The following is a 15271-nucleotide window of genomic DNA, read 5'->3' as shown; positions in this document are numbered from 1 at the left end:
CGCTCGCATGGATATCACCAAACTCGCGTTCTACAGACTGTGTGAAAACGTAGCGAGCGAAGGTTAGACAAGGCAAAAACAGGCGATAAAGCGCAATTTACGTGTTGTAAATGAGCATTTTGAGCCTGTTTTTAACGCCGTATAACCGAGTGCAGTAGTTTTCACACAGTCTGTCTACTGGGGTTCTGCGTTTTGGTGTTTTTTATGCGTGCGCTACTTTTCCTGGCTGCACTGGTGTGCGGTTTGCCGTCCTTGGCGGCATCGACCTGCGATCCGCGGGTACCGACCGAAATCGTCGAGGTGGGCGAGGTGCGTCTGGCCTACCAGAGCATCGGTCGCGCTGCCGATCCGGCCTTGCTGATGGTCATGGGCCTCGGCGGCCAACTGATCCACTGGCCCAATGCGGTGGTCGCGCGTCTGTGCGAGCAGGGCTTCCGGGTGATCCGTTTCGATAACCGCGATGTCGGCCTGTCCGCCTGGCGCGGCACGCCGCCGGCGGCCAACCTGAGCTATGAGGTGTTGCGTCACCGGCTTGGCCTGGCGGTGGCGGCGCCTTACCAGCTGCGCGATATGGCCGGCGATGCCCTGGGGCTGATGGACACGCTGCACGTGCAGAACTTCCATGTGCTGGGTGTCAGCATGGGCGGGATGATCGCCCAGCATCTGGCCGATCTCGCCCCGCAACGGGTGCAAAGCCTGACCCTGATCATGACCAGCTCCGGCGCCCAAGGCCTGCCGGCGCCGAGCCAGGCGCTGCTGGAACTGCTGGCCCGGCGCGAGGCCCCCAGCCGGGCGGTCGCCCTCGAACAGCAGGCCGACCTGCTCGCCGCCCTCGGTAGCCCTGAGGTCAGCGACGACCGCAGCAAACTGCTGCGCCAGGCCGCCCGCGCCTACGACCGCGCCTTCAACCCCGAGGGCGTGCAGCGCCAACTGCTGGCCATCCTCGCCGAACCCAGCCGGGTCGAACTGCTCAACCGCCTGCGGCTGCCGACCCTGGTGGTCCACGGCACCGCCGACCCGTTGCTGCCGGTGATGCATGGCGTGCATGTGGCCGCGCATATCAAGGGCGCCGAGCTCAAGCTGATCCCCGGGCTGGCCCATCGTTTTCAGGAGGCCTTCAAGGAACCGCTGCTGGCGGCGGTGTTGCCGCATCTCAAGGCGCACCAACTCGGTGGGCCCCAATTCGCTCGGTTGCCTGCGCCGGTGCTGTCTTACATGCAATAGGCCGGTCGCGCCATTGCGGCCAGCGCTCGAGCCAGCCGGCATGGTGGCTAACGCCGGCAAGCCTGTGTAGCTCCAGGCAGTCGGCCGAGCCTAGCCGCGCGGCGTATTCGTCCAGCAGGCTGGCCGGTACGACCCGATCCTCGGCTCCGGTCAAATGGCGCTGAGGCAATTCCCTCAGGCGTTCGGCAAAGTCCAGCGGTTCCAGCGAGCCTTGCAACGGCGTCAGGCCGAGCCGTTCCGCCCAGCGGCGCGGGCTCAGATTGCCGGCCAGCGTTTGCACCTGGGCGATGTCATTCCGGCGTGCGGCCAGCAGCAAGGCCAGGGCGCCACCGCCCGAGTAACCGATAAGTTCGAAGTGACGGTTGCCATAGCGCTGTTTGAGCTGATCCAGGGCTTGCTCCAGGCTGCCGAGCACTTCTTTGGAGAAACGTGCATCGGTCCAATAGCGTGGCGCGCAAGCGGGCGAGCTCAGGTACTGGCAGGGGCGTGCCAGGTAGATGCTGGGCTGCGGATCTTCCATGGCCAGCCGCGCCAGCAGCGGATCGCGCGGTGTCGGGTCCAGGCTGGGTTGGGTTGGTGTGATCCAGGCCCGGCCGTCGCCCTCCAGGTATACCCGCAGCGGCTTTGCTGAAGTGGATGAGGTCGCTGGCAGTGCCGCCCGGAGCTGGAATGGCCGGGTTTCCAGGCTAACCAGTTGGTGGGCATGCGCCTGCGCCAGCCGCTCCAAGGTGGCGCCAGGACTGGTGCAACCCCCGAGGCCCGCACCGATAGTGCCCAGCAGGAACAACCAGGCCCGCATATGCGGGCCTGGGTACGGGCAGGTCAGATCAAAAATCGTAGCGGACCCTGGCCTGCACGGTGTCGGCGGAGAAGTCCGCCTTGGTCAGATAGTCGTAGCTGACGCCGAGGCTGACCGCGCCGAGGTGGTAGGTCAGCCCCAGGCTGGCTTCGTAACTGTCGCGCGCCGGCTTGGCGCCGCTGGTGACGAAGGGCACGCCGCCGACCACGAAGGCGCTGGTGCTGCTGACCCGATCGGCGATGAAGTCGTGATAGGCCATCAGCTTGGCTTCCGGCTCCAGGCTGCCTTGGCCGGCGGCGAAGTCGCCGGCCAAGCGCACACCGGCACCCAGTTCGCCCACCTCGTAACGCTGGCTGCCGACCTCCAGTGCGGCCGACGAGCCCTTCTCGCGGAAGCCGTCGATCAGCACGTTGCTGTAACGCGCCGCTACGCGCGGCTCCAGCAACAGGCCTTGGCTTAGGTCGAAGCCGTAGCCGCCGAGCAGGTTGAAGCCCAAGAGGTCGCTGTCGTAATCGCCCTTGGCACGGGTGCCGGCGATATAGCGCTTGCTCTGATTATCGCTCTGGCCATAGGTCAGGCCGGCGTCGACGAACCAGGCACCTTGCTCGAAGCCGCTATAGAGGGTCAGCGCATGGCCTTCGATATCGGTCTTGTTGCCCGTTTGGCTGCGAACGTCGCTGGTCAGGTAGCTGTAGGCCAGGCCGAGGGTAGTCTGCGCATTCAGCTTGCCGTCGGCGCCGACGGCGATGCCCTGGCTGTCGGCGTCATAGCCGGGAATGCCGCTGCGCTCGCCCTGGTCGGCGTCGCTGTTCAGCACCTGCACCCAGGCGCCGGTCTCGCTCAGGCCATCGCCGGAGGACAGGCCCTGGCGCAGACTGGCACTGCGCCCTTGCAGGACGTTGCCGAGCAGATTCTGGTTGCTGACGGCGGTCTGCCCGGCGGCACCGTCCACCTCGGGGGCAAGTTGCTCGGCCAGGCGTACCAGTTCCTCGTCGTTGCTGCCGACAGTGGCCTCGAACAGCGGATCCTCGTTGCTCAGATTGCCCAGCGTATTGCCGTAGAAGGCTGTAAAGGCGGGCAGCAGATGAGACTGGGCGCCATGTTCGCTCAGATACTCGCCGACTTGCGCGGTGGACATACCTCTCACCACCGCAGTGACCTGGGTGTCAGTGATCTTGTAGCTTTCTATCTGTAGCAGGTCGGAGAGGCTGGTGACCTGGAGGCCATAGTCATAAGGTGCGGCTTGATCGTCGATCTGCGCTGCGGAAACCAGCACATATTCGCGTAGCGGCAGACCGCGGAAGTCTTCCGTGGCGGGCTTCAGGCGAATCTGACTCTGGCCATAGTAACCGAACAGAGCATTACCGCTGACCTCCAGAATGGCGCGATGGGGATCGGTTTGCGCATGCAGGTTGAGGTCGAGGTTGCTGCGACCTAATTTCAAGTCACCTTCAAGCCGAGTGTGAGGTTGACCTAGCTCGAGTGATGACACCCAAAGAGTAGGGCTTTGAATCAGGTGGCCATTAAACAGGGCATCGCCAGAGGCGTACATGGCCTGAAGCCCGAGCAGATCGCCACGGATTTCACCTCCATCGAAGTTCAGTACAACATTTCCGGCGCCTTTAATCGCAGCCTGCCCGCCTTCAATCTGGCCTTCCCACATATCGATGCCGGCCCAAGGGTAGGGCCCGTCATAGTTCGCGGGGTTGTTGGCCACTTCGATAGCTATTCCCTCTGCGTGAAGTGTGCCGACGTTGATTAGATGCAGTCCTTGAGTAGCTGGCGGGTCTCCTGGGTAGCCGTTGCCTAGCATGATGGCCCGGCTATCAATACCTTGGGATGAGATTTCGCCTTCATTGATCAGGATGGACAGGTTTTTTGGATGGTCGATAAAGACGCCGACACTTTCACGGCCACTGGTCTGGATCAGTCCGTAGTTAGTCAGCGATGTGGGGGTTGCTTGCAGACTGCCCTGCGCAATTGAGACACCACGGCTGTTATCACCAGTGGCGCTAATCAGGCCACTCTCAAGATTGCTAATAGCCTCGACTGAGCTGCCACTCTCAAGCGAGATGGCGGTGCTGGACTCGCCGCTGACTTCGATGCTGCCGCTGTTCTGCAAATCCCCTGAGACTATTGCTTCAGACAGCGTAATCCCCTTGGCACCCAAGCCGTCGGCCTGAATAGTCCCGTTATTGTTCAGGTTTTCTGAAATATAGGCGGTTGAGGAGAGGCTAATTCCGGCCGCTCCAGTTCCGCTGGCGCTAATATTTCCGGCGTTGTTCAGGTCCCCCAGAAAAATACTGGCTAGGTTACTGAGCCGAATACCTGCGGCGTTGGTTCCGGTGCTGGCGATACTCCCTGAATTATTCAGATCGCCGAACAGGAGGATTGCCGCGTTGCCGAGGTAAATTCCGCTAGCGTTCCCACCGTTCGCATTGATCTGTCCTTCGTTGGTCAGATTACCCCCCACTATCTCCATCCCCGAGAACGGACTAGGGATGCCTGAGCCACTCAGGGCTAGGGTTTTCGCCTCTTCGCCGGAGGCGCTCAGGTTGGCTTGGTTGGTGATGCTCGGAAAGAAATGGAAAAAGCTTGAGTTCAGATCAACCGCATATCCGTCGCCAGATGCTTGGCCAGTAATAGTAAGGGGGCCCCAGTAGTTGCTGGAGTAGAGCGTGGCCTGCGATCCAGTGAGATTGGCAGTTTCGGCCAATAGCGGTTGGGAGGCGGTAATCGCCAGGGCGAGCAGGGTCTTGCGGAAAAGCGGAAGGGCCACGGTTTACTCCTTAAGCCGGCCTTATAAAGGGCAGAAGGAGCGTTCAGGCGATCCCGAGAGATTAGGCGCTTGGCTTCCTGCCAGGCGCTTATCCTAATGGCTTTGCGCTATCACGCAAGCGTTGTGTACATGACTTTCGTTATATCTCGCCGCTTCCGCTATTCAGGCCGCATGGCCTGGGGGTGTGTTTCGTTGTTTGCTTTTCAGATAGGCCCCCAGCCGCGCTTGTTGAGAGGCCGTTAGGAACAGCCCCAGCTTGGTCCGCCGCCAGAGAATATCGGCGGCTTCCATGGCCCACTCCTCGCGGCACAGGTAGTCCACTTCACGGGCATAGAGTCCGCCGCCCAGGTGTTCGCCGAGATCGCCGAGGTCGTTTACGCCGTCGAGCAACCTCCAGACGCGGCTGCCGTAGGTGCTGGCCCAGCGCCGCGCCAGACTGGTTGGCAGCCAACCGAAGCACTCGCACAGTGCTTCGATCAGCGCACTCAGGCTTTCCAGCTGTTCGCCTCCGGGTAACGGGGCGCTGGCGGTCCAGCTCGGTTGCAGGTTCTTGAAGTACGGTGTGAGTTGCGCCAGGGCCGACTCGGCGAGTTTGCGGTAGGTGGTCAGCTTGCCGCCAAAGACGGACAGCAGTGGTGCCTCGCCTGGATAAGCCGACAACGCCAGGGTGTAGTCACGGGTCACGGCCGAAGGATCATCCGACTCGTCATCGCACAGCGGCCGCACTCCGGCGAAGCTGTGCAGGATGTCGGCACGGCCGAGCTGGTGCTTGAAGTGGGCATTGACCACCTGCAGCAGGTAAGTGGTTTCTTCTTCACTGATCGCGACCCTGGCCGGATCGCCTCGGTATTCGCGGTCAGTGGTGCCGATCAGGGTGAAGCGCTCGAGATAGGGAATGGCGAAGACGATGCGGCGGTCCTCGTTTTGCAGGATATACGCCTGCTCGCCGTCAAACAGGCGCGGCACGATGATATGGCTGCCCTGGATCAGGCGGATGCCATAGGGCGACTTCTGCTGCAAATCATCCTGAATAAAGCGCGCCACCCAAGGGCCGGCGGCGTTAACCAGGGCGTGAGCGCGAATCGAATAGAGGCTGCCGTCGGCGCGTTCCAGGTGGATATGCCACAGCCCTTTGCTGCGCCGCGCGCTGACGCAGCGGGTGCGGGTATGCACATGGGCGCCATGCTCCCGCGCGGCCATGGCGTTGAGCACCACCAAACGGGCATCGTCGACCGAGCAATCGGAGTATTCGAAGCCGCGGCTGATCTCGGCTTTCAGCGGGCTGCCGGCGCCGAAACGCAGGCTACGTGAGCCGGCTAGTTGCTCGCGCTTGCCCAGGTGGTCATAGAGAAACAGACCGGCGCGAATCATCCAGGCCGGACGCAGGTGGGGCCGATGGGGGAGGATGAAGCGCAGGGGTTTGACGATATGCGGCGCCTTGGCCAGCAGCACTTCGCGCTCGGCCAAGGCTTCGCGTACCAGGCGGAACTCGTAGTGCTCGAGGTAGCGCAGGCCGCCATGGATCAGTTTGCTGCTGGCGGACGAGGTGTGTTGGGCGAGATCGTCCTTTTCGCAAAGGAACACCGACAGGCCGCGCCCGGCCGCATCCGCGGCGATGCCCGCACCATTGATGCCGCCCCCCACTACCGCGAGGTCATAGACTTCGGCAAGCGAGTTGCTGAGGTTGTGGTTTGAGCGCATTGCGAGCCTCTAAAGTCGAAAGCGAACGTTTAAATGTTCATTTTCGAAAATAGTAGTCGAATGCTTCGCCATTGGCCAGCCGCAAGTTCGCTTGCGCGCCGAGTGGCTGTTCGCGGGGTTTTACTGGAGGTGAGAGGTCAGACCAGGTGCAGTTGGATCTTCTGCTGCGCCAGCAGCCGGGCCACCGCGGCGGGGGGCGCGCTGTCGGTGAAGACCCGGTCGACCAGGCCGATAGAACCCAGGCGCACCACCGCATTGCGGCCGAACTTGCTCGAATCGGCGGCGAGGAAGACCTGTCGGGCGTTGTCGATAATCGCCTGGGAGACCCGTACTTCCTGATAGTCGAAGTCCAGCAGGCTGCCGTCTTCATCGATGCCGCTGATGCCCATCAGGGCGAAGTCGACCTTGAACTGCTGGATGAAATCGACCGCGGCCTGACCGACGATGCCGCCATCGCTGCGCACCGTGCCACCGGCGACCAAGACCTCGAAGTCGGCTTTGTCACTGAGCTGGGCGGCGACGTGCAGGTTGTTGGTGATCACCTTCAGTCCGCGGTGATTGAGCAGGGCGCGGGCGATGGCTTCGGTGGTGGTGCCGATGCTGATGAACAGCGAGGCGTGGTCGGGAATCTGCGCGGCGATGGCTTCGGCGATGCGCTGCTTTTCCTCGCGCATCAGCCCGGCGCGCATGGCGTAGGCGGTGTTCTGCGTGCTGGAGGCCTCGCTCGCGGCGCCACCGTGGGTACGCCGCAGTAGGCCTTGTTCGGCCAGCTGATTGATGTCGCGGCGGATGGTTTGCGGAGTCACGGCAAAGGCTTGCGCCAGTTCGTCGATACTGACGTAGCCACGCTCACGGGCCAGGTCGAGAATGCTTTGCTGTCGGGGCGCCAAGTTCATGTAGGCTTCCTTATTTTGGTCGGCATTATAGGCTGTCGGCGCGGCGTTTTTCGGCTAAGGTACGCGAACTTTGTCAGATTATTTTCACATTCGAACATGACCCCTGCCATCGACCTGTTGAAAAAAGCCCGTGCCGAGCACCGGGTCCACAGTTATAGCCATGATCCCAAGGCCGCTTCCTATGGGCTGGAGGCGGCGGAGAAGCTCGGTCTGGAGCCTGCTCGGGTGTTCAAGACCCTGCTCGCGGCGAGCGAGAAGGGCGAGTTGTTGGTCGCGGTGGTGCCGGTCGCCGGCAGCCTGGATCTCAAGGCGCTGGCCCAGGCCGCCGGCGTGAAAAAGGCCGATATGGCTGATCCGGTTGCCGCGCAACGGGCCACCGGTTATCTGCTCGGCGGTATCAGTCCGTTGGGGCAGAAGAAGCGCCTGCGCACCTTTATCGATGAATCTGCCAAGCGCCATTCGACTCTCTACGTCAGCGCCGGTCGCCGGGGCCTGGAGGTGGAATTGACTGCGGATGTCCTCGCGCAACAGTGCCAAGCTCAGTTCGCCGCCATCGGTCGCGATTAAACCAACGCAAATCGCCGGTTGGAATCACAACAATTACGCCGTCAAAATAATAAGGAAGCCGTGATGCCCCAGTACCTTCTTGCCATCGACCAAGGCACTACCAGCAGTCGGGCGATTGTCTTCAGTGCCCAGGGCTTGCCGGTGGCGCGGGCGCAGCAGGAGTTCAAGCAGTACTTTCCCAAGGACGGCTGGGTCGAGCATGACGGCGAAGAGCTGTGGCTGAGTACGCTCAAGGTCTGCCGCGAGGCGTTGCAGCAGAGTGGGCTGAACGCCGCTGAAATCGCCGCCATCGGCATCACCAACCAACGGGAAACCACCCTGGTCTGGGATGCCGTCAGTGGTACGCCGATCCATCCGGCCATCGTCTGGCAGGATCGACGTACCGCCGATTACTGTGCCGAACTCAAGGCGGCAGGCCATGAGGCGACGGTGGCGGCCAAGACCGGGTTGCTGATCGACCCTTATTTCTCTGCCACCAAGTTGCGTTGGATTCTCGAACAGGTGCCGGGCGCCCGCGAGCGCGCCGAGCGGGGCGAGTTGCGCTTCGGCACCGTCGACAGCTTCCTGCTGTGGCGCCTGACCGGCGGCAAGTCGCACAAGACTGACGCGACCAACGCCTCGCGCACCCTGTTGTTCAATATCCACTCGCAGCAGTGGGATGCCGAGCTGCTCGAACTGTTCGAGATCCCGGCCAGTCTGCTGCCGGAGGTGCTGGATTGCGCGGCGGACTTCGGCAGCACCGACGCGAGCCTGCTCGGCGCCAGCATCCCGGTGCTGGGGATGGCCGGCGACCAACAGGCCGCGCTGATCGGCCAGGCCTGCTTTCAGCCCGGTATGGTGAAAAGTACCTACGGCACCGGCTGCTTCATGATCCAGAACACTGGCGACCAGCCCGTCGCCTCGCAACACCGCCTGCTCACCACCGTCGGTTACCGCCTGCACGGCAAGGTCACCTACGCGGTGGAGGGCAGCATCTTCGTCGCCGGTGCGGCGGTGCAATGGCTGCGCGATGGGATCAAGCTGATCAGCCATGCGCGCGACACCGAAGCCCTGGCCGAGCAGACCGGCGATGCCTGCGGCGTCTACTTGGTGCCGGCCTTCACCGGGCTCGGTGCGCCGTACTGGGACCCGAAGGCGCGGGGGGCGATCTTCGGGTTGACCCGCGATACCGGGATCAAGGAGATCGTCACCGCCGGCCTGCAGTCGGTCTGCTACCAGACCCGCGACCTGCTCGAAGCCATGCGTCAGGACGGTGCCGCTGCGCCCAGCGCATTGCGGGTTGATGGCGGCATGGTGGAGAACAACTGGGTCATGCAGTTTCTCGCCGACATCCTCGGTGTGCCGGTGGAGCGCCCGGAAGTGACCGAGACCACCGCGCTGGGTGTGGCGTACTTGGCTGGACTGCAGGCCGGTCTCTATCCCGACCTGGAGGCCATCGCCAGGCACTGGCATCGGCAACAGCGCTTTACCCCGCGAATGGCTGAGGACCACCGCCGCAAGCTCTACGCCGGCTGGCTGGATGCCGTGCAGCGGGTGCGCAGCGAAGGCTGAAGTGGTTTAGGCACGACGTGCTGGGTAGGCTGGGTAGAGCGCCAGCCTACCGATCGAGATACCGTGGTCCGTTCCCAACCGCATCGGCAATGGTGCGGCTCATATCGCACCCTGCGGGCGCATCAAGAGGCACTGTGGGTTAAGAGCCCGCCTGCATCACCCCTTCATAAGCCTTGGTCAGCTCGTTCATCTGCGACAGCAGGGTCTCGGTGGTGGTGGTGATCACCGTTGGCACGTAGCGAGCGTCCGCCGAGAGGCGAAAGCCGGCGCGGGAGAAGCGCCACTGCGCATCCACCTGTTGCAGGGCCTTGCTGATCGCCGGGGTGTTCTGCTCGGCGCTCTGCAGTTCCTTCAGGGCCACATCGAACTCCTCCACCGCGCGCTGGAACTCCGCATCCAACTGGTTGACCGGCAAGTGCCAGCTCATGGCCAGATAGAGCTTGGCGATGCGCTGGCTGAGCATGCGCTGGCGGCCGCTGCGGTTGACCAGGCGCGCACCCTGGCTGCCGGTGTGTTTCTCGATCAGTTGCACCACTTTCTCGCTCTGGGCCAGCAGGCGGTCGCTCTGCTCCAGCAGTTGCGGCGCCTGTTGTTTGTCCGGGAGTGACAGCGCCAGTTCGCGGTAGCTGTTCCAGGTCCGCCCGGCGTCGCTCAGGGCGTTGCGAATCTCGTCGGTGGGCGCGTATTGGCTGAGCGCTTGGTAGTTGCTCTCGAACTTGGCCACGCTCTGGTCGAGCTGCTGGATGGCCACTTCGGTGCGGATCTCCGCACCTATCATCAGGTAATTCTTGGCGATGCGCTGGCTGAGCATGCGCTGCATGCCGGACAGGTTCATGGCTTCGGCATCGCTGAGCACGGCCCAGCTCGGCAGGCTGAGCAGGCTCAGGCCGATCAGCAGTAGGAGGCGCTTGAGCATAGGAGTCTCTCCTGGGGTGCGCGGCGGCGTTGCGGCCGCCGCGCAGATTCAACGGAAAGCCCCGGCAGGCCGGGGCTTGGGTCATCAGTAGGTGTATTGCAGTTGCGCCCAGAACTTGTCGGTATCCACGGAGAATTCGTCGGCATCGTAGCTGGCGTATTTGACCAGGCCGACCAGGCCCGGCACGCCCGGGATGGGGTGGCCGTATGAGAGGTCGATCTCGTCGCCGTAGCTGGCGCTGCCCTGCTCGGCGTCGAAGTCGTGGTACCAGGCCTGCAGGCTGCCGCCGAGCAGGGGCGCGGTAAAGCCGACGTAGGCATCCTCGATACCGTCGGCCGGGGTGGTGAGGAACACGTCGGCCCAGCCCTGGAAGATATGCTTGGTCGCCAGCGGGGTCTGGAAGGCGCGGTTGCCTGGCCCCTCGTCGCCGCCGAGCACTTCATAGCCGGCCTTCAGCGCGACGCCCTTCAGCGCGGCGCCCTTGAGCGTGTAGCCCAGCTCGGCCAGGTAGTAGTCGCTGTCCAGTTCCTGCGGGTTGTCGGCATAGTCCTCCTGCTGGGCATACTCGGCGACGACGCTGAAGGCGCCGATGGCACCGTTGGCGCGCAGGCCGTTGGTGCGGCTGGACAGGCTGCCCAGCGCGGCGGCTCCGGTCACAGCGATGTTGTCCAGGCCGAGCAGGTAGCTGTAGCCGGTCAGGGTCAGTTGCGGAGCGCCGCGAAAATCACGCAGGAGCACGTACTGGGCATTGAACAGGTGGCTGTGACCTTCGATGTTGGCCGGGTTGGTCTTGTTGTCGTACCGGCCGTTGTCCGGGCCGAAGATGCTGTTGATGTTGTCGATGTAGCTGTAGGTCAGGGTCATGCCGGTGATCGGCTTGAGCTGGCCGAGCACGCCGTCATAGGTCTGTTCGTTCTGGCGCCAGGCCACGCCACCGACGAAGCGCTGGTTGTCCAGGTTGATGCGTTGACGGCCGGCCACGGCGTTGCCGTACTTGTGGTCATAGCGCAGCAGGGCCTGGTTGACTTCGCTGCCATCCGGGTCGGCGACCACCGAGTAGTCGCTCTGACCATTGCGCGTGCTGTTGTAGCTGGCGTCGCCGATGCGGCTGACGTTGTCGGCTTCGACCAGGCCGGAGAGGCCGTACCACTTGCCGGACTGAAAGCCGACGCGGGTGCGCAGGGTCTGGGCATTGGCATGCTTGAGGGCGTTGTCCTGATCGACGTGCTCGTAGCGGTAGCGGGCGTCGAAGATGGGTTTGCCCTGGGTGAACAGGTTGCTGAAATCTTCCTCGGCGGCGGCATGGGCCAGGGCGGGGCTGGCAATGGCCAGGGACAATAAAGAGAGTCTTATCGAGCGCATGGGTATCTTTCCTAATGGGCCAAAATCGAAAAAAAAACGCCACAGTGCCCAAGGCTCCGAAGGAGAGGGCTACCGTGACGTCGTTGTCGGTTGTGGCAGACACGCCGTTGTGCTGACCGGGGGCTGCCATAGCAGGCACCATGCCAGCTTTGCTAAGTTGCTGATTTGTTAAGGAGTAGTGACGGATTCCGGGAATCCTTGGCGGGCCCTGTTGCACCTTGATTGCTCGGCCTGCCTTGAGACAGTGCAGGCCGCGGCAGGCGATGGCAGATCATTCTTTCTGTAGGAGCGGGCCATGCCCGCGAAGCTTTTATGGTGCCCGTTTCGCGGGCATGGCCCACTCAGGCAGCTGTAGCGCTGGAAAAAACGCCGACTGTATTGGGCGCACCGCCGCGCGGCGAGGCATGCTGAGGTGATCTTTTTCCAGGCAAGGAGCGGGACCATGCACCTCGAATTCCATCAGATCGACGCTTTCAGCGAACGTCCCTTCGGCGGCAACCCGGCGATGGTCTATCGTCTCGACGCCTGGTTGGCGGATGAGCTGATGCAGCGGATCGCCGCCGAGCACAACCTGGCGGAGACCGCCTTTCTGGTACAGGAAGGCGCCGCCTGGCATATCCGCTGGTTCACCCCCACCACGGAAGTCCCGCTCTGCGGCCACGCCACCCTGGCCGCCGCCCACGCGCTGTTCGAGTTGTACAAGGAGCCCGGTGAGCGCATCGAGTTCATCTGTAAGTCCGGCGAATTGCGCGTCACCCGGGAAGGCGTTCGGCTGGTGCTGGATTTTCCGGCGCAGGTGCCACAGCCGCTGGGCGAGCCTCAGGAGCTGGCTAAGGCACTGGGTGTTGAGGCGCTGGAGGTGCTGGGAACCGATAAGCTGCTGGTGCTGCTCGACTCGGAACAGGCGGTACGCGCCTGTAAGCCGGACTTCGCGGCCCTGGCCAAACTGCCCTGGCTGGGTGTGATCATCACCGCGGTGGGCGAGCGGCACGATTTCGTCTCGCGCTTCTTCGCCCCGGCCATCGGCATCGACGAAGACCCGGTGACCGGTGCGGCGCATTGCAGCCTGATCCCCTACTGGGCGCAGCGCCTGGGTAAGCAGGAACTGTCGGCTTACCAGTGCTCGGCGCGTGGCGGTGAGTTGCTCTGTCGGTTGGAGGGCGAGCGGGTGAAGATCGCCGGGCATTCGGTGTTGGTCGCCAGCGGACGGCTCTGGCTGAGCTGAGAACGCATCGACTGTTGGATGGCATGCTGGTGCTCAGCGTGGCCCCAGTTGGCAGAACTGCCCGGAGCTGCGTCTGACCCTGTCGGTCGGCGTGAGTCGCTATTGCTCCGCGAAACCCTGGGAAGACACCCTGCAGCGGGCCGATAGCGCGCTGTATCAGGCTAAGGGCAACGGCCGCGATCAGGTGGTGGTGCTGTAACGGCGCACGCCGGAATCCGGCAGCGCGACCTGTGCGGCCACACTGCCCGGGGCCGGGAATACCACCAGGTGATCGGCGGCGACGCGAATACCGACCTGCTCGCCCGGCTGGTGATCGGCGTGGCTGGGGAAGATCGACTCCAGTTGGCTGCCGGTGGGAAGTTGCAGGCGGTACAGGGTGGCGGCGCCGAGGAAGGTCTTACCGACGATCAAGGCTTTTTGCTCGCTGTCCGGGGCGTAGACGATATCGTCCGGTCGCAGCAGCACATCCACCGCGCTGCCGGGCGGCCAGGTGTAGGCACGGTTGCCGCGGATCACCCCTAATTCAGTCTGCACCGAGTCGTGACTGAGCAACTGACCCCGAATGAAATAGCCCTGGCCGATAAAGCTCGCGACAAACGGCGTCAGGGGTTCGTGGTAGAGGTTGTAGGGCGTGTCCCACTGCTGCAGTCGGCCCTCATGGAAGACCCCGACGTGATCGCTGACGGCGAAGGCTTCTTCCTGATCATGGGTGACCAGAATCGCGCTGGTGCCACGTGCCTTGAGGATGTCGCGCACCTCATGACTGAGGCGTCGGCGCAGCTCGCCATCCAGGTTGGAGAAGGGCTCATCGAGCAGCAGCAGTTGCGGTTCCGGGGCCAGCGCACGGGCCAGGGCCACCCGCTGTTGCTGGCCGCCAGAGAGCTCATGGGGGTAGCGCTTGCTCAGTGCGGACAGCTTGACCAGCTCCAGCAGTTCGGCGGTCACCCGCTCGCGCTCGGGGTGTTTGCGGATGCCGAAGGCGACGTTCTCGGCCACGTTCAGGTGCGGGAACAGTGCGTAGTCCTGGAACACCATGCCGATCCGGCGCTTCTCCGGCGCCAGGGTGAAACCGGCGCGTGAGATGACTTCATCGGCCAGCTGAATCTCGCCTTCCAGCACCGGCTCGAAACCGGCGATGGCGCGCAGCGTGGTGGTCTTGCCGCAGCCGGAGGGCCCGAGCAGGCAGCCGATATCGCCGACGTTCAGGTGCAGGTGCAGGTTTTGCACGACCTTGTGTTCGGGGTAACCACAGGCCAGGTCGCGCAGGCTAAGCAGTAGGGGCTGGCTCATGCGTGGTGATAGGCCGGTTCGACCAGGAACTCCAGCAGCGCCTTCTGCGCGTGCAGGCGATTTTCCGCCTGATCCCAGGCCACCGAGCGTGGGTCATCGAGCAGGTCTTCACTGATTTCTTCGCCGCGGTGGGCCGGCAGGCAGTGCAGAAACAGCACGTCTGCGGCGGCTTGATCGAGTAGGGCGCGGTTCACCTGATAGGGCTTGAACAGCGCCAGACGCTTGGCGGTTTCCTCTTCCTGGCCCATCGAAGTCCACACGTCGGTGCTCACCAGATGGGCGCCGGCCACGGCTTCACGCGGATCGCGGACGATGGTCACGCGGTCTGCGGCTTGGGCGAGGAACTTGGCATGCGGCTCGTAACCCTCGGGGCAGGCAATGCGTAGCTGGAAGTCGAACTGCTGTGCGGCCTCGATATAGCTGTTGCACACATTGTTGCCGTCGCCGATCCAGGCCACGATTTTGCCCTGGATCGAGCCACGTTGTTCGAAGAAGGTCTGCATGTCGGCCAGCAGTTGGCAGGGGTGCAGGTCATCCGACAGTCCGTTGATCACCGGGACCCGCGAATGCGCGGCGAATTCGCTCAGGGTGCTGTGGGCGAAGGTACGGATCATCACCGCATCGAGCATGCGCGACATGACGATGGCGCAGTCGCTGATCGGCTCGCCGCGGCCTAACTGTGTGTCGCGCGGAGAGAGGAAGATCGCTTGGCCGCCGAGCTGGATCATGCCCGCTTCAAACGACAGGCGGGTGCGGGTCGAGGCTTTCTCGAAAATCATCCCGAGCACGCGATTCTTCAGCGGCTCGAAGAGCACGCCGCGATTGCGCAGGGTTTTCAGCTCGATGCCGCGACGAATCAGGCCCAGCAGCTCCTGGGGCGTGCAGTCCATTAGCGAGAGAAAGTGCCTTGCGCTCATCATTAACTACCTTTTGTACAACAGTTGCGCCGGTCGATAAGCCA

At 63.2% G+C, this 15271-nt stretch carries 13 protein-coding genes; 5 read left to right on the top strand and 8 right to left on the bottom strand.

Features of this window, described 5'->3' with window-relative positions:
* Window positions 1-204 precede the first annotated feature (204 nt).
* A complete protein-coding gene (locus FFS12_RS10420) occupies window positions 205-1224 on the top strand; it encodes an alpha/beta fold hydrolase (RefSeq protein ID WP_137886758.1) in 1020 nt (339 codons plus the stop codon).
* On the opposite strand, the gene FFS12_RS10415 is transcribed toward FFS12_RS10420, so the two are convergent.
* The 4 genes from FFS12_RS10415 to FFS12_RS10400 form a co-directional block, all read right to left on the bottom strand.
* Window positions 1154-2023 (bottom strand): alpha/beta hydrolase, encoded by an 870-nt coding sequence (locus tag FFS12_RS10415; protein ID WP_137886757.1) that lies wholly within the window; start codon window positions 2021-2023, stop codon window positions 1154-1156. The genes FFS12_RS10420 and FFS12_RS10415 overlap by 71 nt on opposite strands.
* A 28-nt stretch (window positions 2024-2051) precedes the next feature.
* The gene (locus FFS12_RS10410; protein WP_137886756.1) at window positions 2052-4802 is read right to left on the bottom strand and encodes an autotransporter outer membrane beta-barrel domain-containing protein; all 2751 of its coding nucleotides are present in this window, start codon (window positions 4800-4802) and stop codon (window positions 2052-2054) included.
* Window positions 4803-4964: 162 nt separating this feature from the next.
* Window positions 4965-6503: a glycerol-3-phosphate dehydrogenase gene (gene glpD / locus FFS12_RS10405; protein WP_137886755.1), complete on the bottom strand. Its 1539-nt coding sequence runs from the start codon at window positions 6501-6503 to the stop codon at window positions 4965-4967.
* A gap of 137 nt (window positions 6504-6640) precedes the next feature.
* Window positions 6641-7399: a DeoR/GlpR family transcriptional regulator gene (locus FFS12_RS10400; RefSeq protein WP_137818838.1), complete on the bottom strand. Its 759-nt coding sequence runs from the start codon at window positions 7397-7399 to the stop codon at window positions 6641-6643.
* Window positions 7400-7495: 96 nt separating this feature from the next.
* On the opposite strand from FFS12_RS10400, the gene ybaK reads away from it, so the two are divergent.
* Window positions 7496-7966 (top strand): Cys-tRNA(Pro) deacylase, encoded by a 471-nt coding sequence (gene ybaK / locus FFS12_RS10395; protein ID WP_137886754.1) that lies wholly within the window; start codon window positions 7496-7498, stop codon window positions 7964-7966.
* Window positions 7967-8029: 63 nt separating this feature from the next.
* Window positions 8030-9517 carry a glycerol kinase GlpK gene (gene glpK / locus FFS12_RS10390; RefSeq protein WP_137886753.1) on the top strand — a complete coding sequence of 496 codons (1488 nt, stop codon included), beginning with the start codon at window positions 8030-8032 and terminating at the stop codon, window positions 9515-9517.
* 139 nt (window positions 9518-9656) lie between these two features.
* On the opposite strand, the gene FFS12_RS10385 is transcribed toward glpK, so the two are convergent.
* The gene (locus FFS12_RS10385; protein WP_137886752.1) at window positions 9657-10433 is read right to left on the bottom strand and encodes a type IV pili methyl-accepting chemotaxis transducer N-terminal domain-containing protein; all 777 of its coding nucleotides are present in this window, start codon (window positions 10431-10433) and stop codon (window positions 9657-9659) included.
* An 84-nt stretch (window positions 10434-10517) separates the two neighbouring features.
* The gene (locus FFS12_RS10380; protein WP_137886751.1) at window positions 10518-11795 is read right to left on the bottom strand and encodes a hypothetical protein; all 1278 of its coding nucleotides are present in this window, start codon (window positions 11793-11795) and stop codon (window positions 10518-10520) included.
* A 442-nt stretch (window positions 11796-12237) separates the two neighbouring features.
* Between FFS12_RS10380 and FFS12_RS10375 the strand changes: the two genes are divergently transcribed.
* Window positions 12238-13020 carry a PhzF family phenazine biosynthesis protein gene (locus tag FFS12_RS10375; protein WP_137886750.1) on the top strand — a complete coding sequence of 261 codons (783 nt, stop codon included), beginning with the start codon at window positions 12238-12240 and terminating at the stop codon, window positions 13018-13020.
* Between the two features lie 91 nt (window positions 13021-13111).
* The gene (locus FFS12_RS10370) at window positions 13112-13219 is read left to right on the top strand and encodes a hypothetical protein (protein ID WP_171011856.1); all 108 of its coding nucleotides are present in this window, start codon (window positions 13112-13114) and stop codon (window positions 13217-13219) included.
* Here FFS12_RS10370 and FFS12_RS10365 read toward each other — a convergent pair.
* The gene (locus tag FFS12_RS10365; protein ID WP_137886748.1) at window positions 13201-14310 is read right to left on the bottom strand and encodes an ABC transporter ATP-binding protein; all 1110 of its coding nucleotides are present in this window, start codon (window positions 14308-14310) and stop codon (window positions 13201-13203) included. The genes FFS12_RS10370 and FFS12_RS10365 overlap by 19 nt on opposite strands.
* Window positions 14307-15227 (bottom strand): ornithine carbamoyltransferase, encoded by a 921-nt coding sequence (gene argF / locus FFS12_RS10360; protein ID WP_137886747.1) that lies wholly within the window; start codon window positions 15225-15227, stop codon window positions 14307-14309. The genes FFS12_RS10365 and argF overlap by 4 nt, the downstream gene beginning before the upstream one ends.
* Window positions 15228-15271: the final 44 nt, after the last annotated feature.

Origin of the sequence: Pseudomonas sp. 2FE (genome assembly GCF_005503735.1) — a bacterium.
GTDB lineage: Bacteria > Pseudomonadota > Gammaproteobacteria > Pseudomonadales > Pseudomonadaceae > Aquipseudomonas.
This window is presented reverse-complemented; position numbering and strand designations above follow the sequence as displayed.